22 protein-coding genes and 6 pseudogenes are annotated in these 25,923 nt (G+C 41.7%); 26 read left to right on the top strand and 2 right to left on the bottom strand.

Features of this window, described 5'->3' with window-relative positions; translation table 11 throughout:
• Positions 1–72: 72 nt before the first annotated feature.
• Complete coding sequence (locus ACEWFH_RS18395; protein ID WP_473725172.1) at positions 73–942, bottom strand: histidine kinase N-terminal domain-containing protein; 870 nt, start codon at positions 940–942, stop codon at positions 73–75.
• Positions 943–1,327: 385 nt separating this feature from the next.
• Here ACEWFH_RS18395 and ACEWFH_RS18390 point away from each other — a divergent pair.
• From ACEWFH_RS18390 to ACEWFH_RS18375, 4 genes and pseudogenes are all read left to right on the top strand, one after another.
• A pseudogene (locus ACEWFH_RS18390) lies at positions 1,328–2,076 on the top strand (IclR family transcriptional regulator).
• Positions 2,077–2,110: 34 nt separating this feature from the next.
• Positions 2,111–3,127 carry a TRAP transporter substrate-binding protein gene (locus ACEWFH_RS18385; protein ID WP_473725171.1) on the top strand — a complete coding sequence of 339 codons (1,017 nt, stop codon included), beginning with the start codon at positions 2,111–2,113 and terminating at the stop codon, positions 3,125–3,127.
• 23 nt (positions 3,128–3,150) lie between these two features.
• A complete protein-coding gene (locus tag ACEWFH_RS18380) occupies positions 3,151–3,702 on the top strand; it encodes a TRAP transporter small permease (protein WP_473725170.1) in 552 nt (183 codons plus the stop codon).
• Positions 3,703–3,832: 130 nt separating this feature from the next.
• Positions 3,833–4,981, top strand: coding sequence for a TRAP transporter large permease (locus ACEWFH_RS18375; RefSeq protein ID WP_473725169.1), 1,149 nt, complete (start codon positions 3,833–3,835; stop codon positions 4,979–4,981).
• Between the two features lie 163 nt (positions 4,982–5,144).
• Here the strand turns inward: ACEWFH_RS18375 and ACEWFH_RS18370 are convergent, their stop codons facing one another.
• On the bottom strand, positions 5,145–5,639 hold the full coding sequence (locus ACEWFH_RS18370) for a fasciclin domain-containing protein (protein WP_473725168.1): 495 nt from the start codon (positions 5,637–5,639) through the stop codon (positions 5,145–5,147).
• 365 nt (positions 5,640–6,004) lie between these two features.
• Here ACEWFH_RS18370 and ACEWFH_RS18365 point away from each other — a divergent pair, with 365 nt between their 5' ends.
• The 22 genes and pseudogenes from ACEWFH_RS18365 (at position 6,005) to ACEWFH_RS18260 (ending at position 25,908) form a co-directional block, all read left to right on the top strand.
• Positions 6,005–7,492, top strand: coding sequence for a 4-hydroxyphenylacetate 3-hydroxylase family protein (locus tag ACEWFH_RS18365; RefSeq protein WP_473725167.1), 1,488 nt, complete (start codon positions 6,005–6,007; stop codon positions 7,490–7,492).
• A gap of 15 nt (positions 7,493–7,507) precedes the next feature.
• Complete coding sequence (nbaC, locus tag ACEWFH_RS18360) at positions 7,508–8,047, top strand: 3-hydroxyanthranilate 3,4-dioxygenase (RefSeq protein WP_473725166.1); 540 nt, start codon at positions 7,508–7,510, stop codon at positions 8,045–8,047.
• A pseudogene (locus ACEWFH_RS18355) lies at positions 8,035–9,080 on the top strand (amidohydrolase family protein). Before nbaC ends, ACEWFH_RS18355 begins: the two are co-directional and overlap by 13 nt.
• A complete protein-coding gene (locus ACEWFH_RS18350; protein ID WP_473725165.1) occupies positions 9,052–9,522 on the top strand; it encodes a RidA family protein in 471 nt (156 codons plus the stop codon). The pseudogene ACEWFH_RS18355 and the gene ACEWFH_RS18350 overlap by 29 nt, the downstream one beginning before the upstream one ends.
• A 3-nt stretch (positions 9,523–9,525) precedes the next feature.
• Complete coding sequence (locus tag ACEWFH_RS18345) at positions 9,526–10,995, top strand: aldehyde dehydrogenase (RefSeq protein ID WP_473725164.1); 1,470 nt, start codon at positions 9,526–9,528, stop codon at positions 10,993–10,995.
• A 154-nt stretch (positions 10,996–11,149) separates the two neighbouring features.
• A complete protein-coding gene (locus ACEWFH_RS18340; protein WP_473725163.1) occupies positions 11,150–11,410 on the top strand; it encodes a hypothetical protein in 261 nt (86 codons plus the stop codon).
• Positions 11,292–12,077, top strand: coding sequence for a 2-keto-4-pentenoate hydratase (locus ACEWFH_RS18335; protein WP_473725162.1), 786 nt, complete (start codon positions 11,292–11,294; stop codon positions 12,075–12,077). Before ACEWFH_RS18340 ends, ACEWFH_RS18335 begins: the two co-directional genes overlap by 119 nt.
• A 25-nt stretch (positions 12,078–12,102) precedes the next feature.
• Entirely contained in the window at positions 12,103–13,011 is a 909-nt protein-coding gene (locus tag ACEWFH_RS18330; RefSeq protein ID WP_473725161.1) for an acetaldehyde dehydrogenase (acetylating), read from the top strand.
• Positions 12,998–14,026: a 4-hydroxy-2-oxovalerate aldolase gene (gene dmpG, locus ACEWFH_RS18325; RefSeq protein ID WP_473725160.1), complete on the top strand. Its 1,029-nt coding sequence runs from the start codon at positions 12,998–13,000 to the stop codon at positions 14,024–14,026. The genes ACEWFH_RS18330 and dmpG overlap by 14 nt, the downstream gene beginning before the upstream one ends.
• Positions 14,027–14,029: 3 nt before the next feature.
• Positions 14,030–14,830: a 2-keto-4-pentenoate hydratase gene (locus tag ACEWFH_RS18320; RefSeq protein ID WP_473725159.1), complete on the top strand. Its 801-nt coding sequence runs from the start codon at positions 14,030–14,032 to the stop codon at positions 14,828–14,830.
• Between the two features lie 12 nt (positions 14,831–14,842).
• Positions 14,843–15,025 (top strand): 4-oxalocrotonate tautomerase, encoded by a 183-nt coding sequence (locus ACEWFH_RS18315; RefSeq protein WP_473725158.1) that lies wholly within the window; start codon positions 14,843–14,845, stop codon positions 15,023–15,025.
• Positions 15,026–15,251: 226 nt separating this feature from the next.
• Positions 15,252–16,990, top strand: a pseudogene (locus ACEWFH_RS18310) (ABC transporter ATP-binding protein).
• Positions 16,991–17,230: 240 nt separating this feature from the next.
• Complete coding sequence (locus tag ACEWFH_RS18305) at positions 17,231–18,127, top strand: manganese catalase family protein (RefSeq protein ID WP_473725157.1); 897 nt, start codon at positions 17,231–17,233, stop codon at positions 18,125–18,127.
• A 235-nt stretch (positions 18,128–18,362) separates the two neighbouring features.
• Entirely contained in the window at positions 18,363–18,644 is a 282-nt protein-coding gene (locus ACEWFH_RS18300; protein ID WP_473725156.1) for a DUF3817 domain-containing protein, read from the top strand.
• 658 nt (positions 18,645–19,302) lie between these two features.
• Positions 19,303–19,434 (top strand): hypothetical protein, encoded by a 132-nt coding sequence (locus ACEWFH_RS18295; RefSeq protein ID WP_473725155.1) that lies wholly within the window; start codon positions 19,303–19,305, stop codon positions 19,432–19,434.
• Positions 19,435–19,450: 16 nt separating this feature from the next.
• The gene (gene egtB, locus ACEWFH_RS18290) at positions 19,451–20,734 is read left to right on the top strand and encodes an ergothioneine biosynthesis protein EgtB (RefSeq protein WP_473725154.1); all 1,284 of its coding nucleotides are present in this window, start codon (positions 19,451–19,453) and stop codon (positions 20,732–20,734) included.
• The gene (gene egtD / locus ACEWFH_RS18285; protein WP_473725153.1) at positions 20,721–21,686 is read left to right on the top strand and encodes an L-histidine N(alpha)-methyltransferase; all 966 of its coding nucleotides are present in this window, start codon (positions 20,721–20,723) and stop codon (positions 21,684–21,686) included. The genes egtB and egtD overlap by 14 nt, the downstream gene beginning before the upstream one ends.
• 70 nt (positions 21,687–21,756) lie before the next feature.
• On the top strand, positions 21,757–22,083 hold the full coding sequence (locus tag ACEWFH_RS18280; RefSeq protein ID WP_473725152.1) for a YnfA family protein: 327 nt from the start codon (positions 21,757–21,759) through the stop codon (positions 22,081–22,083).
• Positions 22,084–22,171: 88 nt separating this feature from the next.
• A pseudogene (locus ACEWFH_RS18275) lies at positions 22,172–23,142 on the top strand (ring-cleaving dioxygenase).
• A gap of 124 nt (positions 23,143–23,266) precedes the next feature.
• Positions 23,267–24,203, top strand: a pseudogene (locus tag ACEWFH_RS18270) (VanW family protein).
• A gap of 55 nt (positions 24,204–24,258) precedes the next feature.
• Positions 24,259–25,115 (top strand): annotated as a pseudogene (locus tag ACEWFH_RS18265) (MBL fold metallo-hydrolase).
• Between the two features lie 22 nt (positions 25,116–25,137).
• Positions 25,138–25,908: an alpha/beta hydrolase gene (locus ACEWFH_RS18260; RefSeq protein ID WP_473725151.1), complete on the top strand. Its 771-nt coding sequence runs from the start codon at positions 25,138–25,140 to the stop codon at positions 25,906–25,908.
• The last annotated feature ends 15 nt before the right edge of the window (positions 25,909–25,923 follow it).

The following is a 25,923-nucleotide window of genomic DNA, read 5'->3' as shown; positions in this document are numbered from 1 at the left end:
CAGATGGTATAGCAGGTCCATTATTAGAAATAGTAATCTGTACATTTGAGTCGTTTTCCATCTTACTAAAGATCATGATGCGCCGGTTTTGCTTTTTTGGCGCAACGCATCGATAGAATTCATGATGAGATTGAGCAGAACTTGTTTCAACTCGTCCTTGTGTGCCCTAAGCGTAATCGTCGGATCAATACGGGGAATAACCGTAACATCCGCATCCACTAAGCTTGGATACATGAAGTCTAGAATATCTGTAAATAAATCCTCTAATGCAAAATCCTCTGCTTCTCGCTCTTGAACCCCTTTTCTGGAGGCATGAAGAAATTGAGAAATTCGAAAGTTTAGCTGTGTTAATTCATGACTGATAATATCTATGTATTTCATGTTCGGATTTTCTTGCTGCATCAGCTTCACAAATCCCATTACAGCTGTAAGGGGATTTCTGAATTCATGTACAAAGCTTGATGACATCTGCCCTAAAATGGTTAAACGCTCTTTATGACTCTGATCGATGAACAGCGTTTTTTCTTGAATTTCCGCATCTTTTAACTGTGTATATTTCTTAACGGCATGGTACAAAAATTCATCAAAAAGTGAATTGATCGTTTCAATGACAGGCTGGAGCTGTTCAATGGAAATGCCAGAGCCTGTAACAAAACGGACGATTTCACTGCGGCCCAGGTTTACATTGTAAACAAATTCCCCTATGTTAATTTTTGCTTCCAACCGCTGAACGGCTACTTCATGTGCGAGGTGCATAATTTTTTGAGGAGATAGTTGTCCGCGTAAGGATAGCTTTACTAGCTCAATCATATGCAATGCATTTTCAATCACTTTTTCTTTATGTATGTCATGATTTGAAATGACAACTCTCTGGTGCCAGTCTTGTAAGTAGGTAGGCAGGTTTTCATCCATATAAGTGATCAGACTTTCAGTAATGTCCAACTCTCGCACCTCTTTCAACAATAAAATCATGGAAAGAATGAATAGATCATTTGATATATAAAAGTATTTATACTACATATAGTAATAGAAATATAGAACAATTGCCACATACAGTTTACATTTTTTTCATGAAATTATGAAAATAGGAGGTAAATCGACAGAAGACCACGAAAACTAACATAAACCTCTAGTCTTTACTTCTTCTTTATGAATGAATACTTTCCTCTAAAATTTTCTAACTATTCGAAATATATTTTGTGTAATTTCATAATATGAAATTTCGACATTGTGCAAGCCCGCCTTTTTCAATACGATGAACGCATATTGAAAGGGGTGATTGCTAAGCTGACTTCAACTAAATCATATCCGTTTGAGGGGAGAATTGGTGATCTCATCTGTTCAAAAAATTTCAAGGATATTAAATTGCTTCACCAAAGATGAACCATCATTAGGAAACTTGCAGATTGCTGAAAAACTTAACATGAATGCGAGCACGGTTCATCACTTAGTTCGTACACTTTGCTCAGAAGGCATACTGATTCAAGACAGTCAAAAAAATATAGATTAGGATGGAAATTGCTAGAATGGAGCAATCACGTCATGTATCAGCAAGACATTAACACGGAAGCACTGCCATTGTGCGAAGGTCTTGTCAGAAGGTTTAACACAACCGTACATATCGGAATGCTGGATCGTGGTGAAGTGCGCTTCGTTCTAAGAGTAGCTTCATCAAATTCAGTCGCTGTCCCCACTTTTATTGGCGATACAAAACCTGCATATTGTACAAGCACAGGAAAAGTATTGCTAGCTTTTAACCCTTCCATGATTAAGCCGACCATATCAAGGGGATTGCTTCGCCGCGCTCCTAATACCATTACATGTGTTGAAAAATTAAAAAATGAGCTTGATGTTATAAGAACAAATGGTTATGCCATCAGCAACAACGAAAACGAGATGGGGTTGTATGGAATTGCCGCTCCGATCAAATCGTATACCGGACAAATTATAGCTGCTCTTAATATGGTTGGACCCGTATCGTATATGCTAGGGCAAGATACGCCTTCTATGATTCATCATGTCGTAAAAACAGCGGAGTCGATCTCAAAAGAACTCGGTTATATTAGCGTTTTATGATAGCGCTTACATAAATAATAGGGAGTTGATAGGGATGAAAAAGTTAAGAATTGTAATGACTGTTTTGTTGGCATTATTTCTTTTAACATCCTGCAGCAGCGGAGCAAAGGATTCCGCAAGTTCAGGGGATGCTTCTTCTGATGGAAAGACATACAAGTTCAAACTAGCGCATATCACACCGCCTTCACACATGTGGCATAAAGCTGCAGAGAAATTTAAAGAAGAGCTATCTAAACGTTCAGATGGAAGGATTGAGCTTGAGATCTATCCATCCTCTCAGCTTGGAAGTGAAGCGGACATGATGCAGCAGATTGAATCAGGATCCGTTGATTTCGGTTTTATTACAGCAGCCTACACAAGTTCCCGTTCACCATCCTTCGCTGCATGGTTTGCCCCTTATGCGTTTGAAGATTTAGAGGCAGCACATAAGGCAAGACAGTCAGAACCTGCGAAAAAGATTCTAGCAACATTAGATGAGCAAGGAATCACTGGATTGGATTATGTGTTTGCAGGTCAGCGCGTTATGTTATTTAAAGACAAGCATGTGAAAAAGCCGGAAGATATGAAAGGATTAAAACTTCGTGTGACACCTAGTCCGCCTATGCAGGATTTTTATAAGTCAACAGGTGCTTCAACTGAAGGTCTTCCTCTTCCAGAAGTGTATTCCGCGGTTCAGACAGGTGTAATCGATGGAATGGATATGGATTTAGATGCAGCGATTACGAATAAGTACTTTGAAGTTGCTAAGTATGGAGCCGTTACTAACCATATGGTATGGCCAGCGGTTGCGATGATGAACAAGAGTACATTCGAAGGCATGTCTGAAGAAGACCAGAAGATTGTGCGTGAATCTTTAGAAGCTGCAGCAAATTATGCGGTTGAAACACGTTCAGGGCAAGAAGAAGAGTTTAAGAAAGAATTAGCAGACAATGGAATGAAAATCTATGATATTGACCCAGAACTATTCAAGCCTTATATAGAAGAATTTGATAAAAAATACGGACCGACTGACCCTCTTATTCAAGAATTTATTGATTCAGTAAGAAAGTAGATGGAGAGATTGGTGTGGTTTAAATGAAGATTAATTACGACAGAAATATCAATCAAAGTATAAAGCCTCCGATTAATGGGGGAAGCGGCATGATACAGAGTCTTAGTAACGGAATATCTCGGGTAGAAAAATTTCTTGCTGCGGTTCTCATGTTTGCATTAGCAGTGATCGTCGCCGTTTCAGTAGCATTTCGCTATTTTCTGAATACACCATTATCTTGGTCAGGTGAAGTAGCTGTATTTTTATTAATTTGGATCAGTTTTATCGGAGGTAGTCTGGGGCTTAAGTACAGATCTCAGGCGGCTGTTACGCTATTACTTGATTATTGCCCGCAAAGAGTAAAAATGTGGATAGCGGTGTTCAGTCAAGTGTTCATTATTATCTTTTTAGTTTTGATTCTGTCGTACACGTACACATGGATATTGTCAGACGGGGTAGCTTTTCAAAAGTCTACAGCTATTTTACTCCCGATGTGGATTCCTTACAGTGCTGTTCCAGTCGGCTTAACGTTTGCATGCGTTCATGTACTTGCCCAATTCGTTCACGTTATTAAAACAAAGGGGGCAGAGCTATGACAACTGCTCTTATTATCGGGATTTTTATTCTGTTTTTGTTGATGGGAATTCCAATTTCACTTGTTTTAGGAATGATTACAGTCGTTTATTTTTCCTGAACGGGAACACAGCTCTGCTAGATTCAACACCTATGAGGCTGTATTCGGGTCTTGATAATTTCGGTTTGCTTGCCATTCCGTTGTTCATGCTTGCCGGAGAACTGATGAACGGCGGAGGAATTACGACTCGTCTTGTTAAATTCACAAAAGTGTTTGTTGGTCATGTGCGCGGAGGATTGGCATATGTAACGGTAGTTGCCAATATGTTCTTAGCCTCTATACTAGGTTCTGCGAACGCTCAAGCTGCTATGATGAGTAAGATCATGGTTCCTGAGATGGAGAAGGAAGGGTACTCCAGGGAATTTTCATCATCCTTAACACTTGCTTCATCTATCATTGCACCGATTATTCCGCCAAGTATGATCTTTATCATTTATGGGACGTTGTCAGGAACATCCATTGGCGGACTGTTTATGGCAGGGATTATTCCAGGGTTGATCTACGGAGCAGGATTTATCAGTGTGATCGCATATATGGGGTATAAATATAATTTTCCTAAAAGCAAGAGAGCCACAGGAAAAGAAATGTGGGAAAGCACGGTTAAGGTTCTGCCAGCGCTTTTAGTCCCGTTCGTTATTATTTTTGGTATCCTGTCTGGTGCATTTACGGCAACAGAATCTGCGGCGGTAGCTTGCGTAATCGCATTCTTTGTTGGAGTGTTCTTTTATCGGGAACTTAAATGGACGTCCGTCCCTCAAATCTTGATAAACACTGTAGTCAGCACGGCGACGGTTACATTCTTAATCGCGATGGCTAACATTTTTGGCTGGTTGATTGCTTTTGAACAACTTCCGCAAGTTTTTGCAGACAGCATGCTGTCTATTTCAGATAATCCTTTTGTTTTTCTATTACTCGTTAATATCATGTTGTTAATTGTCGGGATGCTGCTAGATGGCATAGCAGCCTTAATTATTTTAGTACCGGTATTTATGCCGCTTGTGACCTCGTTTGAGATTGATCCGATTCACTTTGGTGTAATCATTTGCATCAACTTAACGATCGGTCTATTAACACCACCTGTTGGAACAGGATTGTTTATCGTATCATCCATTGCTGAAGTGCGTTTTGAAAAGCTAGTTAGAGCATCAGGACCGTTCTTGGTAGTTGCAATCGCCATCTTGTTCTTAATTACATACTTAGAAGATGCGGTTCTTTGGATTCCAAGAATGATCGGTCTTTAAAAAAGAAGCAAAAAATAAAACAATGAAAACAGAAGAAAAACAAAAAAACGCAGCGAATCTTCGTTGCGTTTTTTGTAATACCTATTGATAAAAAGAGTATTTTCCTTATGTAAAAATACCCTTTTGTCCAATACTCTCTAATCATAAGAACCGGAATCAGTTCTTATGGCAATAATACAGTATCGATTACGTGAATAACACCATTTGATGCCTCAACATCTGGTTTAACGACAGTTGCAATATTCACCTTTACGGGATTAAGTGAGATTATTACTTCTTTACCAGCAAGTGTTTTTACTTTCATTCCGTTCTGAAGATCAGTTGACATGACTTTTCCAGGAACGACATGGTAAAGTAATATATTTTTTAAGTCTTCTCTGTTTAATAACTCTTCTGCTGTAACGTTTAATTCTTTTAGCAGTTTTTCAAACGCTTGATCTGTTGGTGCAAATACCGTATACGGGCCAGCACCTTTCAGTGTTTCAACTAATCCCGCTTTTTCAAGTGCAGCAGCAAGAATTTTAAAATCTCCAGCTTCTACCGCTGTATCAACAATATCCTTTTTAGCACCTGTATTTTCTGCTGCTAAAGTAATATTCGAGAATGAAAGTGTCATCATGAAAATCATGAGAAAACTTATAACTTTCTTCATTTTCATTTAAATACCCTCCTTTTTCCATTAAGTATGCTATTAGAAAATGTACCATCGTCCTTTTTCGAATCGTAAGTACAAGGGTAGTATTGATCACCTTAAAGTTTTTATACCAGTCTGTTCATTTGTTTGAGTAACAAAAGCAAGAAACATTACAATCACGTCTTAGATAAAACCCTAACTACTTCCACAAAAGAGCGAGCCAATAGCTAATGTCAACCTCTTTCATTCTCAAAATAGCTAAGTAATTCAGAAACGGATAAAATTTTCTGATAATTTCATAATGTGAAATTACAGCATTGAGCACTGTAAGCGCTTTCTTATATAGTTGAAACTAATTAGTACATCTATTCATAGAGGAGGCATATGGTATGGGAATTAGAACTGGTGCTCAATATATTCAAGCATTGAAATCTCGTTCACCAGAAATTTGGTTAGAAGGCAGGAGAGTTACAGATGTTGTGAACGAACCTGTTTTTAAGCAACCAATTCAAGAGATCGCTAAACTGTACGACATGCAGCACGATCCGCAATTTCAAGATTCCATTACACATATTTGCAAAGAGACGGGTGAGCGGGTAAACAATGCATTTCTCCATCCGACAACCTATGAAGAATTAATGGCAAGAAGCCAGCTGTTTGAAATCTACGCAAAATCTACTTTTGGACTAATGGGCCGAACTCCTGATTTTCTGAACGTCGTTGTAACGGGCATGGCACACAATGGCTGGTTTCTCGATCAGTACAATACTGAATGGTCTGTCAATATCAAAAACTACTTTAACTACATAAGAGACAATGATCTGTTTTTAACACATGCGATCATTAACCCGCAAAACGACCGAAGTAAAAACTCACATGGACAAAAAGATATGTTCACTCATCTTGGTGCAGTTGAGGAGACACCAGAAGGTTTAATCGTTCGTGGAGCGAAAATGCTGGCAACACTCGCTCCAATTACAGACGAAGTTATTATCTATTCGTTCCCTGGATTTGCACCTGGTGATGAGCGTTATGCGCTTGCATTTGCGGTGCCAGTGGACACCCCAGGACTTAAGCTCATTTGCCGTGAACCGATGCAGGATGGCAAGCGTTCACAGTTTGATCATCCGCTAGCATCTCGCTTTGAAGAGATGGACGCTCTGCTTGTATTTAACGATGTGCTTGTGCCATGGGATCGGGTGTTTCTTTATAACAATGTTGAAGCAGCTAACCTTCTGTATCCGAAGACAGGCATTGCTCAGCAGCCTGCTCATCAGTCAGGTGTAAGAGGTTATGTAAAACTTGCTTTTGCAACAGAAGTGGCATGTAAACTAGCTGACTCCATTGGGGTAGATGGGTATTTGAACGTACAGAACGATCTCGGTGAACTCGTACAGAATGTGGAAGTGATTCGATCATTATTACGTGTAGCTGAGTATGAGTATGAAACCACTGCGTCTGGTGAAGTGATGCCAAATGCGGCAGCGCTTGAGACCATTCGAGGCATGCTTCCTAAAATGTACCCAAGAGCGATCGAGGTCATCCAAATTATCGGTGCTGGCGGGTTGCTCATGTCACCGACTGGAAATGACTTTAACGCTCCAGAAATTAGGAGTGAGATTGATAAGTACTATCTAGGCAGGGACGGGGTGGACTCTCTTGAACGCGTGAAGCTGTTCAAGCTTGCATGGGATCTGTGCGGTGAAGCATTTGGACAGCGATTGGTGCAATATGAACGCTATTATACGGGAGATCCGATCCGTAAGAGAGCGATCTTTTATAACGGATATAAAAGAAAGGCACAGTTTGCAATGGTTGATGAAGCACTTTCCGTAACAAATGAATTCGTGAAGGACCAGCCTAAGCTGGCTAAATAAAAGGAGGCAATAAGGATGAGTACATCAACTTTAAAATCGTTTAACCTATTAAAATGGATCGATGAAAACAAAGATTTGCTCAAGCCACCAGTTAACAACAAAGTAATCTGGCAAGACTCCGAGTTTATCGCCATGATCTTAGGCGGCCCAAACAAAAGACGTGATTTTCACGTGGATCCTTCTGATGAGTTCTTTTATCAAATCAAAGGCAGCTGTTATGTAGAAATTATTAATAAACACGGCAAGCGTGAAGTGGTTGAAGTAAAAGAAGGAGACGTGTTCATGCTTCCGGCGATGGTCCCGCACTCGCCGCATCGTGTGGCTAATTCGTATGGTCTTGTAATCGAGCGAAAACGTGCACAAGGGGAGCTTGAAGACTTCGTTTGGTTCTGTGACCGCTGTGATTCTGAGATGCATCGCGTAACGGTGCAATTAAGTGATATCGAGAAACAAGTTAAAGAAGCGATCCATAGCTTTAACTCGAATGAACGAGTTCGTTTATGCAAGGACTGTGGCTATCAGATGCCAGAGAACGTGGAGGAATGGAAGTGCTAAGAATCGACTTTCACACACATATCATTCCAGAGTCGTTTCCTGACTTTGCCGAAAAGTATGGTGGAGAAAGGTGGCCGGTCTTAAACAGGACTTGTGCTTGCGGCGCAGCCATTATGGTAGGCGGGAAGAACTTTAGAGATGTAACTGACCAAGTATGGGATCCAAAAAACGAATTGATGACATGGATCGTGAAGGGGTAGACATTCAAGTGCTATCCCCGATCCCTGTAACATTTTCGTACTGGGCGCCGCCAGAACAAGCCGAAGCAATGGCAAAAATCCAGAACGACTTTATTGCAGAAACGGTCAGTGAATATCCAGACCGATTTGCTGGACTAGGAACGGTTCCGATGCAGGATGCGAAGACTGCGATACGTGAGATGGACCGCTGTATGAACGAGCTTGGACTTCATGGAATTGAGATCGGAACGAATATAAATGGACAGAATCTCGATCATCCTGACTTTATTCCGTTTTTTGAGATGGCAGAGAAGTGGGAAGTGCCGCTCTTTATTCATCCGTGGGAAACGCTTGGAAAAGAGCGCATGCCAAACCATAACTTTATGTACACGATTGGGATGCCGAGTGAAACCGCGCTCGCTGCTGCATCTTTGATCTGGAGCGGCATGATGGAGAAATTTCCTAAGCTAAAGATCTGTTTTGCTCATGGCGGTGGTTCGTTTCCTTACTTAATTCCTCGTCTTGACCAAGGGTGGCAAGTGTGGCCGCATTTAAGGCTTACAACACATCCGCCAAGTCATTATGCCAAGCAGTTTTATTTTGATTCGTTAAATTACGATCCGATGAACATCCGTTACATGATGGAGCGATTCGGTTCAGACAAGATCTTTATGGGTTCCGATTATCCGTTTCTGCTGCGTGAAGTGAATCCCGGAAAAGTCCTGGATGAAACGCTTGAGCTGACGGATGAACAGCGGAAAGCGATGCTTGGCGGAAACGCTGCTGAGTTTTTAGGTCTTGAAAAACGAAAGCGGGGTGCAGCAGTTGCAAGTCATTCAAACACCGGAGGATAAACTTGAGGCGTTAGGAATTGTGCTGCCAGAAGTGCGCCAGGCTGTCGGAAACTATGTGGGCTGTGTAAGAGTGGGTAATCTTCTATTTACAGCTGGACAAGGCGTCGATCAATACCACGGAAAGCTAGGGGCTGATTTATCAGTAGAGGATGGGTATGCCGCTTCTCGCCAATCCATGCTGAACTTGCTTGCAGTAGTCCAGAACGAACTTGGCAGCTTAAATAAAGTGAAACGCATTGTGAAACTTCTTGGCTTCGTAAATTGTACGGAGAATTTTACAGATCAGCCGAAAGTAATAAACGGTGCGTCAGATCTCCTTGTTGCCATTTTTGATGAGAAAGGGAAGCATGCCAGATCGGCGGTCGGAATGGCACAGCTTCCAGGTGGAACAGCGATTGAAATCGAAATGATTGTTGAAGTGGAAGAAGAAAAGGGGGACTAACAAATGAAATCAGAAACCCTCACGCAACAAGTAAAAGTGAATAACGCAAAACTGTTTATTGACGGAGAATATGTGGATGCTCTTTCAGGTGAAACCTTTGAAACCATCAACCCAGCAACAAATGAAAAGTTAGCGCTTGTTGCGAACGGCAGTGAACAAGATGCGAAACGGGCCATCCAATCTGCCAAAAATGCGTATGATAGCGGCGTTTGGAGCAAGATGCCTATAGAAGAACGATCCGATATTTTATGCAAAATGTCAGATCTTATTATGGAAAACGTTGATGAACTTGCGATGGTTGAGACGCTCGACGTTGGAAAACCGATCAAAGAAAGCCGTGGGTTTGATATTCCGCGAGCGGCGTCCAATTTCCGTTTTTTTGCTGAGATGTCCAAGTACATGGTGAGTGAGCATTATGACAAACACAATATCATGTCGTATGCCAAATACAGTCCAGCAGGGGTTACAAGTCTCATCATCCCCTGGAATCTGCCGTTCATGCAGATGACGTGGAAAGCATCCGCAGCACTAGCGGCTGGAAACACAGTTGTTGTAAAACCTGCTTCTTACACACCGCTTTCTGCTGTCATGTTTGGCGATATCGCAAATGAAGCAGGACTTCCGCCAGGTGTATTAAACATTATCACTGGACCAGGAAGCACAATGGGGTCGGCGATGACGACTGATCCAAACGTCCGCCGCATCTCTTTTGTAGGTGAATCGAACACGGGAAAAACCATTATGAAGAACGCTGCTGAAAATTTGATTCCGGTTTCGCTGGAGTTAGGTGGAAAGTCGGCAAACATCGTTTTTGAAGATGCGGATCTGGATGAAGCAGTTAAAGGATCTATTGATGCGATCTATCGAAATCAAGGGGAGATCTGTCTTGCAGGATCACGTCTCCTTTTGCAAGAAAGCATCTATGATCAGTTTATGGACAAGTTTGTTTCAGCTGTGAAAAAGATTAAAGTAGGTGACCCTACTCAGGAAGATACCGACATGGGTGCACTCGTGTCAAAAAGTCACTTGGAGACGGTAGAAACGTATGTGGACATCGGAATGAAAGAAGGAGCCAAACTCGCTTGCGGAGGTAAACGGGTTGAGGGGCTTGGGAACGGAAACTTCTATGAACCTACCGTTTTATATGATGTGAACAACAAATGGCGTGTGGCACAAGAGGAGATCTTCGGGCCAGTGCTTGTCGTCATACCGTTTAAAACAGAGGAAGACGCAATTCGTATTGCAAACGATTCACAGTACGGTTTGGCGGGTGTTGTTTGGACGAACGATATCCGCAGAGCTCAGCGTGTTTCGGCTGCTGTAGATTCGGGTCTCTTGTGGGTGAACTGCTGGTACATACGAGACCTGCGTACACCGTTTGGCGGTTCTAAGGCAAGCGGAATCGGACGTGAAGGCGGAAGACACAGCTTCGAGTTTTATTCAGAAGCGAAGACGATAACTATGAAGTTATAGGTTTGTGTAAAACGTGATTGGATTCCAGTCGCGTTTTGCTCTATGTAAAAGACTGTTTTTTATTGTTGCTTTAAAGGCTTTTTGTTCAATTCTCTATTTCGATAAGTTGATTGGAGTGGAAGATGCGAGACTCTAGGCTAGGACAGGCGGGCAGGTGAGACACTTAAGAGTGAAACGTACAAATGTGGCTCACCGCCTGCCCCGCGGAAAGAGAGCAACCTGGAGCGGAAATCAACCACTTTCAAGAGCATCAAGTAATTCGAAAACAGCGTTAAAAAAGAAGGGAGGAAGTATAGATGCAGAAACAAGTAATCTCAAAATTAACGGAAGAACTTTTAGAAGCAGAAGAAAAACTGACTCCGGTAGAGCCATTATCGACGCGTTATCCAGAACTGTCGGTAAAGGATTCATATGAAATTCAGCTTGAGTGGGTTGAGAGGAAGCTAGAAGAAGGCCGTGTGGTGATCGGAAAAAAGGTAGGGCTTACGAGTAAGGCGATGCAGAACATGCTTGGAGTTGATGAGCCTGATTATGGTCATCTGCTTGATCATATGAAGGTTGACTCTGGCAGTATGCTAAGCAGAAAAGATTTTATTAAACCTAAAGCAGAAGCTGAGATCGGGTTTATTTTAAAAGAAGACTTACGGGGTCCGAATGTGACCTACGTGGATGTGCTGATGGCAACCGAAGCGATCGTACCTGCCCTGGAAATCATAGATAGCAGAATAGAAGATTGGAAAATAAAGCTTACCGATACGGTCGCTGACAACGGTTCATCAGCTAGGGCAGTTGTGGGCAAACCTTTTTATGAGATGGATCAAATTGATCTACGTACACTGAGCATGACGCTTTTAAAGAATGGTGAAGTAACGGCGACTGGTGCCGGAGCTGCGGCTCTTGGGCATCCGGCACATGCCATCGCATGGCTTGCTAATAAACTAGCAGACTATAACATTTCATTAAAAGCGGGAGAGCTGATTTTGCCAGGTGCTCTGTCTGCTGCGATTGACGTAGATTCAGGAGATGAAGTGACCGCAACTTTTGGAAAACTAGGTTCAGTAACCATCTCGTTTCGGGATTAAAAATTGTACAGAAAGGACCTATTACATGAAAAAGATTAAAGCGGCAATCATTGGTTCGGGGAATATCGGCACGGATCTGATGTACAAGCTTCAAAAAAGTGACTATTTAGAACTTACGGCGATGATTGGAATTGATTCAGAATCCGACGGTTTAAGACGTGCGAACTCTGCAGGTTACCGAGTATTTACGAACGGGATCGATGATTTTGTTGAACGGCCAGAGCTAGCTGACATCGTTTTCGATGCAACTTCAGCTAAAGCTCACTTACGGCATGCTGATATTTTAAAAGATATGGGAAAAACAGTGATTGATCTGACGCCTGCTGCTGTTGGACCTTTTGTGTGTCCGCCCGTTAATTCAGGTGAACATATGCAATCTCAGAACATCAATATGATTACGTGTGGCGGACAAGCTACGATTCCAATGATACACGCAATAAATGAAGCTGCTGACGTTTCCTATGGTGAAATTGCAGCAACGATTTCATCCTTAAGTGCAGGTCCTGGTACGCGTGCAAACATTGATGAATTTACGATCACAACACGTCGTGGAATTGAGGAAGTTGGTGGGGCGGATATAGGAAAAGCGATCATTATCTTAAATCCGGCTGATCCTCCGATTCTAATGAGAGCAACGGTTTATTGTGAAGTGAAACAGGTTGATGAAGAGAAAATTAGAGCGGCTATTCTAGATATGGAAAAAAAGGTGAAAAGTTATGTCCCTGGATACCGATTAAAACAAGAACCACTATTTGATGGGAACCGTATCACTGTTTTTGTTGAAGTAGAGGGAGCAGGCGATTATTTTCCGAAATATGCCGGTAATCTTGATATTATGACAGCAGCCGCGAAACAAGCTGGAGAAATGGTTGCCAAGCATCTCTTAGGACAGGAAAAAATGGACAAGGCGGTGACGACACATGAAACGAAATAGTACGTTACCGCTAAAGTTTACCGAAGTTTGTCTTCGTGATGGCAGTCATGTGATGGCTCATCAGTTCACAGAAAAGCAAGTGTATGATGCAGCAAAAGCGCTTGATGAAGCGGGTATGCATTACATTGAAGTCAGTCACGGTGATGGTTTGGGCGGCTCAACACTTCAGTATGGAAGATCGCTTGTGGATGAGATGAAGCTGATTGAAACAGCGGCTGGTGTGTGTAAGCAGGCGAAAGTTGCCGTTCTTTTGCTGCCTGGTATCGGAACGGTCCATGAGCTTAAGGAAGCGCGAAGGTTAGGAGCGAGTCTTGTCCGTGTGGCAACACATGTGACCGAAGCTGATGTATCGGCTCAGCATATTCATATCGCTCGTGAACTGGGTATGGAAGTGATGGGATTCTTGATGATGGCTCATTCTGCGCCTGTTGAAAAGCTCGTGGAACAAGCGAAGTTGATGGAGTCTTATGGTGCACAAGGTGTGTATGTAACGGATTCGGCCGGAGCATTATTGCCGCACGAAGTAAAAGAACGAATTGCGGCTTTGCGGGGATCGCTTGATATTGAAGTCGGATTCCATGCACATAACAATTTATCGGTAGCTGTTGCCAATACACTTGTTGCAATTGAAGAAGGAGCGACACGCATCGATGGAAGTGTTCGCTGTTTAGGTGCAGGAGCAGGGAATACGCAAACTGAGGTATTGCTTGCAGTTCTTGACCGTATGGGAGTGGAAACGGGGATCGACCTTTATAAAATGATGGACTTGGCAGAAGACGTGATCGGACCGATGCTTCCGGGATCGCAGGAAATTCGTAAAGGCAGTTTAGCGATGGGGTATGCAGGTGTTTATTCAAGCTTTCTGTTGCACGCTGAACGCGCGGGTAAACGATTTGGCTTGGACCCAAGAGATATTTTAATCGAATTAGGAAAACGAAAAGCAGTCGGCGGGCAGGAAGATCTTATATTAGAAGTTGCAGCTGAACTCGCACAGCAAGCAAAACTGGAGGTGTAGAGCATGACGGTTACGAACCAGTCAAAAGTAGAAGTGGTTGATTATCTTTTACGTGCTGAAAGTGATGTGAAAGAAGTTGTTAAGATAACCGATCAATACCCTGACCTATCTATTGAAGAAGCATATGACCTTCAAAAACAGCTGATTGAAAGGCGTATGGAGAAGACGAAAACAAAACGACTAGGAATAAAACTCGGGTTAACGAGTAAAGCGAAACAAGAAATGATGGGTGTTCACGAAGCGATATACGGTTATTTGCTAAGTGACATGCTTGCACTGGAATGGCAGCCACTTCAGCAGCACCGTCTCATTCATCCGAAAGCAGAACCTGAGATTGCGTTTATTATGGGCGAGGATTTACTGGGTGAACACGTAACTGCGTCAGAAGTCATGAAAGCTGCTAAGTATGTGGTAGCTGCGATTGAAGTGATCGACAGCCGTTACAAAGATTTTCGTTTTACGCTGCCCGATGTTGTGGCAGACAATTGTTCATCGGCTAAATTGATTTTAGGAAGCAAGATGGTACGGCCAGAAGAACTCGATTTGGCGAGCATAGGAATGGCGATGAGCAAAAATGGGGAGATGGTCACCACAGGTGCGGGATCAGCGGTTCTTGGACATCCAGCAGAAGCGGTTGCCTGGGCGGTTCAAAAACTGGCACAGCGCGGTGAAGGGTTGAAAAAGGGAGATATTGTCTTAAGCGGTGCGTTGTCTGAAGCAGTTGCTTTTGATATGGATGACACGATTATTGCCCAATTTGACGGACTAGGCTCAGTCACTTTGTCATCGAGATATGTGAAATAGGTGGAGAGCTAGATGCCTATTATTCATGTACATGTGATTGAAGGGCGGAGTGACGAACAGTTGAGCGAGCTGATGGAAAAGTTAACTGTTGCAGCTGCTGAAAGCCTGGATGTAAGAATAGATCAAGTCCGTGTTCTAATTCAAGAAGTCCCTAACAAGCATTGGGGAGTAGGCGGAAAACCGAAGCAAAAATGATGAGACCTTTTGGAGACAAGGGGTCTTTTTTTTGACTTACAAAAATCTTTGTATCAGAATATTCAAAAATAATTTACAATAAAAGTACCAGTGAATAAGGAGGAATTTAACATGAGAAACATGACAACTCAACCCGTACAAACATATAAGGGTGGAACACGTTCTTAACGTATAGACGGTGTGTCCCCTTATGTGTGCCTCGTAAAAAACACAAAAGGGGTAAATCATGCATTTTCCAATTAAACGTTTTTTCTCCTATTACAAACCGTATTTGCCGTTGTTTCTAACTGTATTAATGACTGCGTTTATTGTTTCTGGTATCACACTTGTACTTCCGCTGCTCGTTCGTTATATAACCAAAGATGTTTTGGAAGGTGACTTGTCTGTTGCCCTTCATAAGGTGTACTGGATTGGCGGAATCATGTTTGCATTAGTTGTCATACAGAATCTTGGAACGTACTTTGTCGACTATAAAGGCCATGAAGTCGGAGCTCGAATGGAAAGTGATATTCGCAGCGAGTTGTTTCAGCACTTACAGAAACTTTCTTTTAGCTTTTACGATAAAGAAAAGACAGGCCAACTCATGTCTCGGGTAACGAACGACTTATTTTTACTTGCTGAGCTGTATCACCACGGTCCTGAAGATTACGTCAAATATTTCGTGAGGTTTGTAGGAGCCTTTGTGATCTTGTTTTTTATCAATGTTCCTTTAACGCTTGCCGTGTTTTTGTTTCTGCCGGTCATTGGGTTTCTCTCGCTCTATTTTAACAAGAAAGAGAACGAGGCTTTGCGGCGAAATAAGGAACGTATAGCAGATATCAATGCCCAGCTTGAAGATACACTTTCAGGCATTCGGGTCGTAAAATCTTTTGCGAACGAGCAAGTAGAGATTCATAAGTTTAACAAAGAAAATCTCCGTTTCTTAGATAGCAGAAGAAACACATATAAAGTAGAAGCAACCTTTTATAACAGCATACAAATCTTAATCCAACTCATCACAATTACAGTTGTTGTGTTCGGTAGCGCCAGTATCGTCAATCAAACGTTGGATTTAGCCGATCTAATTACGTTTTTGTTATATGTCGGCTATATGGTGGAGCCCATACAACGTTTGACTCATATGAGCACACAGTTTCAGGAAGGCATTACAGGCTTTCAGCGATTTATGGAGATTATGAACCTGAAGCCGGAAATTGAAAGTAAATCAGATGCGATAAAGCTTTCCATGGTGAAAGGAGAAATTGCTTTTAAGGAAGTGAGCTTTCGGTATGAACCGCGTTTGAATCCTGTGTTTACAAACCTGTCTCTTCATATACAGCCTGGAGAGTACGTTGCGTTAGTGGGTCCATCAGGTGCGGGGAAGACAACAATATGCTCCCTCATCCCTCGCTTTTATGATGTGACTGATGGAGAAGTTCAGCTTGACGGTGTCAACATACAGGATTTTGATTTGAACGCATTAAGAAATCAGATCGGCATCGTTCAGCAGGACGTTTATTTGTTCGCGGGAACGGTGATGGAGAATATCCGCTACGGAAATAACGAAGCTACTGATGAAGAAGTGATTACAGCCGCAAAGCAGGCAAACGCTCATGAATTTATTATGAGCTTACCAAACGGGTACCACTCTGACATCGGTCAACGAGGGGTTAAGCTATCTGGTGGTCAAAAACAGCGACTTAGTATCGCTCGCGTTTTTTGAAAAATCCGTCTGTACTGATTCTCGATGAAGCGACGAGTGCATTGGATAATGAGTCTGAAAGTGTTATTAAGGAATCGCTCGAGTTTTTAGCAAAAGGGCGGACAACGATTGTAATTGCTCATCGCCTCTCAACAATTCGCAACGCTGAACGGATTATTGTTCTTACGAATGAAGGGATTGTGGAAGAAGGGAAGCACGATGCATTGCTTAGGAGTAATGGAGCATATTCACAGCTTTATAATAAGCAGTTTGAAGTACAATAATAGACGATTATTCAATGGTCGCTCCTTAATATAAGGAGCGGCTGTTTTCATATTGAATAAAGTTTTACATGAATTCCTCTCATGACCTATGTTTCACGTTTAATAACATGAAACGTTTACGATAAGTGTCTTTTAAACGGTTACTCGATCGCATAAAGTACTGCTTCTATAAAAGTCGGAATAGTACAATCCTCAGACTACATACCCTTAAACGACATGCAATCGCGAGGAGGTAGCTTGATGATTAAACGTTTTAACAGGCTTGCCATTGAACTTCCGACGCCGACGAACCCTGATGCGAATGCAGCAGCTGCTGTTCAGGAACTGTTAGGCGGACGATTTGGTGAGATGTCTACACTCAATAACTATATGTATCAATCGTTTAACTTTAGAAAAAGAGGAAAGTTAAAGCCGTTTTTTGATCTTGTTTCTAGTATCACGGCAGAAGAATTTGGCCATGTTGAACTTGTTTCACATACGATAAATATGATGATTTATGGCACAACTCGGCCTGGTGACGTGAATTCAGCACCGATGGCAGCTGCGACTGACAAAAGAAACACACAGCATTTTATTGCAACGGCACAAACATCGTTTCCGTTTGATTCTATGGGAAAAGCGTGGAATGGGGATTATGTGTTTAGCAGCGGCAACCTATTACTAGATCTCTTGCACAACTTCTTCTTAGAGTGCGGGGCCCGTACACATAAGATGAGAGTTTACGAGATGACAAGTAATCCTGTAGCTCGTGAGATGATCGGATATCTTCTCGTTCGTGGAGGCGTTCACGTTCTTGCTTATGCAAAGGCCATTGAGATGGTAACGGGTGTTGATATTAAAAAGATGCTTCCAGTACCTGACCTAGAGAACTCGGCGTTTGAAACAACACGAAAGTTTGAGGCAGAAGGTGTACACAGAAAGCTTTATACGTTCAGTGATACAGATTATCGGGATATTGCATTGATCTGGGCAGGTCAGCATCCTTTAGGCGGTCCGCTTGAAACGGTCATAGGTGCCCCAGAAGGTGCTCCAATGCCTGAATTACGTTCCATTTCGGAGGAATTTGCACCTGGTATCTCTCAAGAGGATTTTATGCAGATTGCGGAAAGATTGAAGAAGAATGCGGGAATAAGCTGAAGGGCCGGCCAAGAGCTGGTCTTTTTTTGTGTTTATAAAAAGATGGTTATAAATAGTTGGAAATGAAGAGAATCCTCTAGAGGAATGGTCGAAAACGAAAGAAAAGAAAAATAGTTGGGGGACTGACCCCAACTATTTTTCTTTTGTTCACACAATAGTAAGGGTTATGAAGTCTAGATTCACCCAACTTATGATAAAACTATAGGTAGAATTGTGATATGGAGGTAATTCATTTATGAACCCGATAAAAACATTAAAAACAGTTGGATATCTTGAGGGAGCATCTTTCCTAATTCTTCTGTTTATTGCAATGCCGTTAAAATACTTTTTAGATCAGCCGCTAGCTGTATCAATCGTTGGTGCTCTGCACGGTCTGTTGTTCGTGCTCTACATTCTAGCTATCCTTTATGTATACAATGTAAAGAAATGGCCAATCATGCGTGCGTTTTTAGCATTATTATCATCTGTATTGCCGTTCGGACCATTCATCTTTGACCGAAAGTTTTTAAAAGATTGATATATGTTTTATGGAAGGCACCTTGTTAAGGGGCCTTCTTTCTTTTGTTTGATTTTAGGAAGTAGATACTTTTTGTCGAAAGACTTATATTTTTGATTTTAGACTTAATTATGCATGTGTTAGACTTAATTTTTTTGTTTTAGACTTAATTAGTAACGTTTTAGACTTAATCAGTGCCTTACTAAAAAATGTGTTCTTTGAGCGTGCACCTTTTTAACTGAATGTCCCTCTAAAACGGACTCATTTTATAATGGAATCACAAAATATGCATTCCGACTGTTTTTATCAGCGTTCACTCAAGTTTTTATAAATTCCCGCAAAATTATCTGCAAAATAACCTCATCTGAAAAGTCTACAAATACCATCCTTGCTCAATCATGTAAAGAAATCATGTAGATTGTTTTAATTTTCTAATATTCGGTTATTTATACCTTAAAATGTTATTTAATAGGATACCGATCTCTCAACTCAGGCATTTTTAAAGGCTTTATGGCGCAAGTGGCATGACGAACGAGAACGGCCAATATATATAACAAGGTGGTTGGTGTTGTTGTGATGAGTAACGAGTAAGAAGAGGAAATGTGATATACCTTATCTCACATCAATATAAAAATCCGCCGAAAGTAGATACATATTGGCCAGAGTTTCCTACATCGAAGTGGAAGAATACCAAAATGAATTTACGCTGCAGCACAACAAAATAAGGACGTACAATCTGATTCACTTTGCAAAGCTTTTAAAAGAACATCCTATTCCGACAGAAGGCAATGTGGTAAAAAGCAGCAGCTAAATAAGGGAGGATTTTTATGGCGATCGAGCATGTAACAGTCGAACGGTTAAGTGAGCAATTCAAAAGGATCAGGTCATTATCTGAAAAACTAGCATCCAATCTTCAAAGCGAAGATACGATTATCCAGGCTATGCCTGATGTAAGTCCTCCAAAGTGGCATCTTGCCCACACAACATGGTTTTTCGAACGATTCATTTTAAAAGAAAAGAATCCCTCTTACGTCCCTTATAATCCGAAATTTGATTATCTATTCAACTCCTACTATGAAACGATTGGTTCGTATCACCCGAGACATTCCCGAGGTGTGCTCTCCAGACCTTCGATGGATGAAGTGTACGCTTACCGGGCACAAGTAAATGAAGGAATCTTAACCCTTTTAAAAGACTATGGTGAGCACGTGCCTCAAGAAATAGAAGATTTAATTGAGATCGGCCTTCAGCATGAGCAACAGCATCAAGAGCTCCTTTTAACAGATGTAAAATATAACTTTAGCTGTAATCCCTTGCTGCCACAATATACAGAATCGGCATCTGCCGATCAACAAGACTCTCAATCACAAGCAACGTATTTGAACATAGAAGGCGGCCTTGTGGAGATTGGTTTTACAGGCACCGGGTTCTCGTTTGATAATGAGCGTCCTCGTCACAAAGTTTGGCTGAATTCTTATAAGTTAGCATCTCATCCGGTAACAAACGGCGAATACCTATCCTTTATTGAAGCAGGAGGATACGAGCAGGCGGAACATTGGCTGTCGGACGGATGGGCAGCAGTCAAAAAAGAGAAGTGGAGACATCCTCTTTATTGGCGAAAAACGGAGGACGGCTGGTACACGTTTACACTTACAGGTGAAAAGAAATTAAATCTGGATGAACCCGTGTGTCATGTAAGTTTTTACGAAGCGGATGCCTTTGCAAGATGGAGCGGGAAACGACTGCCGACGGAAGCGGAGTGGGAGCATGCGATTGGCTCCATCCCAATAGAAGGCAATTTTGTTGAAAGTGAAACGTATCATCCAGTCGTAGGCGAATCACATTCAAGGTCACCTATAAAAAAAGCGTACGGAGATGTGTGGGAATGGACGAGTAGCCCGTACACTTCTTACCCTCAGAGCAAACCGCTTGAAGGCGCACTTGGTGAGTACAACGCCAAATTCATGTGCAATCAGATGGTTTTGCGAGGCGGGTCATGTGTGACATCTAGATTGCATATACGCCCTACGTACCGAAACTTTTTCAGGCTGATAAAAGATGGCAATTTAGCGGAATCCGTCTGGCGGAGGATCTGTCATGAAAACAGTTAAATCAAATGTTCATTATCATGTTGGAAATGAACCCGAAACGGATATGTACAGTGAAGTGCTTAACGGATTAAGAGCGGAGAAGAAAACCATTTCTCCTAAGTACTTTTATGATAAAAAAGGGTCAGAGCTGTTTGAAGCGATTACCACGCTCACTGAATATTATCCGACACGCACAGAGCTGTTTATTTTAAATAAATATAGAGATGAGATGGCTTCAGCAATTGGCGCCGACACAGCGCTTGTTGAGTTTGGGAGCGGCAGCAGTGAAAAAGTGAGAACCTTGCTGGAAGCGATGCCTGAACTGAAAGAATATGTACCGATCGACATCTCAAAAGACTTTCTATATCAATCAGCCAGAGCTCTTTCCATTGAGTATCCGCACTTAAGTGTTCATGCCGTTTCTGCCGATTACACCGAAAAGTTTCAAGTGCCTGAACTCACATCCACTAGTAAGGCAGTATTCTTTCCAGGTTCTACAATAGGGAACTTTGAACCCCATGAAAGGATCAACTTTTTAAAAATGACAGCTGATTTCTTACAACCGAACGGCGGTCTCTTAATCGGAGTAGACATGAAAAAAGATCATGCTGTATTGAATGCGGCTTACAATGATAACAAAGGCATAACGAGTCAGTTTAATACCAATTTGCTGAACCGGCTAAACAGAGAACTTCTTGCAGATTTTAATCTTGAAAACTTCCATCATCATGCCTTTTATCACGCAGAAAAAGGCAGAGTTGAAATGCATCTTGTAAGTCTCAAAAATCAAATTATAACCATCGGCAACGAACAAGTAACTTTCTCAGAAGGGGAAACCATTCATACAGAAAACTCTTATAAATTTACGATTGAGGAATTTCAAGATATAGCAGCGGATTGTGGGTTTACCCCGAAAAAGGTATGGGTAGATGAAAAGAACTGGTTCAGCATGCATTATTTGATGGTAGAATAGATTTCGGTAAAAACTCCTTTTGAAGGAGTTTTTTCGTGCTGTAGAATGCGTAAGAAGGAGGTGCAGTTGATTGATAGCAGCTATTTTTTTATTTATTATCGCAGGTTTGGCGGAGATTGGCGGAGGATATTTGGTCTGGCTTTGGCTCAGAGAATCAAAGCCTTTTACATATGGATTAGCTGGGAGTCTTATCTTAGTCGCTTATGGAGTCATTCCAACGCTGCAAAACTTTCCGACCTTTGGAAGAGTGTATGCGGCGTATGGAGGTGTTTTTATTGTTATAGCTATTTTGTGGGGCTGGCTTGTTGACCGAAAGACACCAGATCTATACGACTGGGTGGGAGCGGCAATTTGTTTGATTGGCGTATCTGTCATGCTTTGGGCACCTAGAAGTTAAAGCGTCGCAAATCCATCAAACCATTTCATTGGGCATTTTCCAAACAAAAGGAGATAATAAGGAAAAAGGCATGAAAGAAGGGGTATACATGGAACTGAAAGGCATTCACCACGTTTCTGCACTTACGGCAAAAGCGCCTGAAAACTTTAAATTTTATACAGAAGTAATGGGTCTAAGGCTTATTAAGAAGACGGTGAACCAGGACGACACGAGCGTGTATCATTTGTTTTATGGGGATGAAAAAGGAAATCCAGGAACAGAACTGACGTTTTTGAAATTCCGATGGCAGGCAGAAACCATGACGGCAACAATAGCATTTCGGCAATCTCATTACGAGTGAAAAATGATGCTGCCCTTCGTTTTTGGCAAGATCGCTTGAAGCAAAACGGCATTGAAACGGATGAAATAAAAGACCGTGCAGGACGCGAGACTCTAGCCTTCAGAGACCTTGAAGGACAAAGACTGATCTTAGTTTCCGATGAAAACAATAGCGGTGTTGCCGGCGGGCAGCCATGGAGTAAGAGTACAACACCAGAAGAAAGCGCGGTAATCGGCCTTGGTCCTGTAAGACTGACCGTTCCTGCAGCTGAGCCAACTGTTCAAGTATTAACGGAGCTTCTAGGTTTTCGTAAAAAAGGAACATATGAGCCGGAAGTTGCGGGCCAGCCTGATATCATTGTGCTGGAAACAGGTGAGGGCGGAAGCGGTGCTGAAATTCATGTGGAAGAACGAACGGATCTTCCTGGGGAACGTCTTGGTCGTGGAGGCGTACACCATGTGGCCTTCCGAGTCGATAACGAGGATGAACTTAGGAAATGGATTGAAAAAGTGAAGACATCCAGATATCCGAACTCGGGATTTGTGGATCGCTTCTACTTTAAGTCACTGTACTTCCGTGAGCCTAACCGCATTCTATTTGAGCTTGCAACAGATGGTCCTGGATTTGATACGGATGAAGATCTAGAGCACCTCGGTGAGTCTCTCGCTTTGCCTCCATTCTTAGAACCTCATCGTGAGGAAATTGAAGCGAAACTAAAGCCTCTTCATACGAAGCAATAAAACAATAAAAACGGTTGAATCATTCATGATTCAGGCGTTTTTTTCATGTGAAGATGTAATAAAAATCACATTTTAGGAAAAAGTAAAAAACGCTAGGAATAAAACAGCAGCGGAGGTTTTTCTCATGTTATTAACTTGGTTTACTGGCCTTTTATTATTTACACAAACTGTTCAACCACCTGACCAGCTAACGGTGAACCAGCAGGGAAAGATGATCGCTGAAATCAATCGTACACAATTTGCAGCCCCCATTCCCGGGATACCTATGGTTGATGAAAGGAAATTCACTTCTTTTCTTGAGCTGCTTGATAAAAGATCCTTCAAAGCCCCCATTAATGCAAAACTTAATGATTACGGTGGTATTGTACCAGGAGAAGTAGGTTACCAGCTGAACCGCAGTGCATTTAAGGAAAAGTTCTATACCTATTTTTTTCAAGCGGACCTCAAAAGATAGATGTTCCTGAAATGAACATTTATCCGAAAGTGGATACGGAGGTTCTTGCTCATATAAAAACGCAACAGATCGGTCAATACGTTACATACTTTAATTCCAATAATAAAAGCCGTACGACTAATATTGAGTTAGCTGCAAAAGCATTAGATAGTTATGTTGTTTTTCCGAATGAGACGTTTTCATTTAACAAAGTGGTCGGAAGAAGAACAACATCAAAAGGATATATGCGTGCGCCAATTATCGTAAGAGGAGAACTTTCAGAAGGGATTGGAGGCGGAATCTGTCAGGTTTCATCTACATTGTTTAATGCAGTTGATCGTGCAGGATTACGAATTGTGCAGCGTTATTCTCACAGCAAACGCGTTCCTTATGTTCCTTCAGGCCGGGACGCAACTGTAAGCTGGTACGGACCAGATTTTCAATTTCAAAATAAATACAACCAGCCCATACTAATCCGAGCAAAACGTTATGGGGGAGTTTAGTCATAAAACTTTATTCTTCTGAGATCCTTGACGAAAAAACAAGAAAAGTTCCAAATGCACCTACGAACATACCTGAAGAAATTCATACCGAACAAGATGTGCATCTTTCTAACCCTAAAAGATAATTTGAAGTACAATAATGTAAAATAAGAAGTGTTATAAATAGGGGAGATGGATGTTTTGCAGACACTCGAAAAACTAACAAACCGTTTTTGGTATCAAACGCCTGTTTCAGAGACGGATCGTCCGATATTAGGAGCGGTAGTAGGAAACGATATGACGTTGATGATTGATGCTGGAAACTCAGAGGATCACGCACAGTATTTTTTAGAAGAACTAAAAAAGAACAGTATCCCAAACCCTAGCCTTGTCGCGATCACTCACTGGCATTGGGATCATATCTTTGGACTTTCAGCACTGAACATTCCTTCTATAGCTTCAACTGAGACAAAAGCAAAGATGACGGAACTCATTCCTTTTTCTTGGTCTGATGAAGCGATAGATGAGCGAGTTAAACAAGGGATTGAGATTGAATTTTGTGCGGAAGCGATCAAGAAAGAATTCCGAGATCACCGTAAAATCACCGTTAAACTGCCTACCATCACGTTCAATGAAAAAATGGAAATCGATCTTGGCGGAGTAACATGCATCCTTCAGCACGTAGGGGAGACCACACAACAGACTCCATCGTTGTTTACATAAAAGAAGAGAAAATTTTGTTTTTAGCCGATTGTATGTATGCCAATATGTACGCACCGAAAAATAATTATACGGTAGAAAAAACGTTAAAATTACTGGATCTTGTGGAATCGTATGACGCGGAATTCTATATTTTTTCGCATTGGAAACCTGCGACAAAGAAAGAGTTTGAAAGTGAAGCTTCCCTGTTAAGAAGGATTGCAAATTTCACTCAAAAATATGAAGGTAATATTCATGACATTACAGAAGAATATAGAGTCGAAGCTGGTCGTAATTTAACGGAAGACGAAGTTGAAACCATTCAGTTTTTTGTCAACGGCTTTGAACGAAGCAACTAGACTGAGAGAACAGGAGAATAAGATGATACAAGAATTCAAGGTGGCAATTGAACAGTTTGAAGGAATAGAAAGACAGATCCGCGTGTGTTTGCCGTATGGATATGAAGAAAACGATGAGAGCTATTCTGTGCTTTACATGCACGACGGTCAGAACCTTTTTAGAGATGAAGATGCGAGCTACGGCGTTTCATGGGGACTTGCTGACTTTTTAGAGGAAAGTAAAACACCTCTCATCATCGTAGGGATTGACTGTAATCATGAAGGGTTCGAACGCTTTAATGAATATGCCCCTTGGGAAAATCCAACAGTTGGGCCAGAGCTTTTGAAATTTGAAGGAGTATACGGAGGAAAAGGTGCAGCGTATATCGAGTTTCTTCTTCATACGTTAAAACCTCTAATTGATGAAAAATACAGAACAAAACCGGAAGAAACATTGATGGCTGGCAGTTCAATGGGCGGATTGATCTCTACATATGCAGCGTGTCGCTATCCTCACATTTTTAGCCGGGTAGCAAGCCTCTCTTCCGCGTTCTGGTTCAATCAAAAAGAGATTGAGAGTTTTATACAGAAAAGTGATTTAAGCGGTATGCAAAAGTATTACATGGATATTGGAACAGACGAAGATACCTCAAAAGTGGATGCGAACCATTATATTCGCTCGTCAAAAACCGTCTATGAAGTGTTTAACGAAAAAGGGATTGAAGTACGCTTTGACATCATCGAAGGCGGAAAACACCATGAATCAGCTTGGCGCGAACGAATGCCTGAGATTATTCAGTATTTGATGAAGTAAGGGAGCGAGTATATA

This window comes from Fictibacillus sp. EA-CB0309 (genome assembly GCF_055814265.1).
Note: the sequence above shows the minus strand (reverse complement) of the source record. Positions and strands in the feature narration are given on the sequence as shown.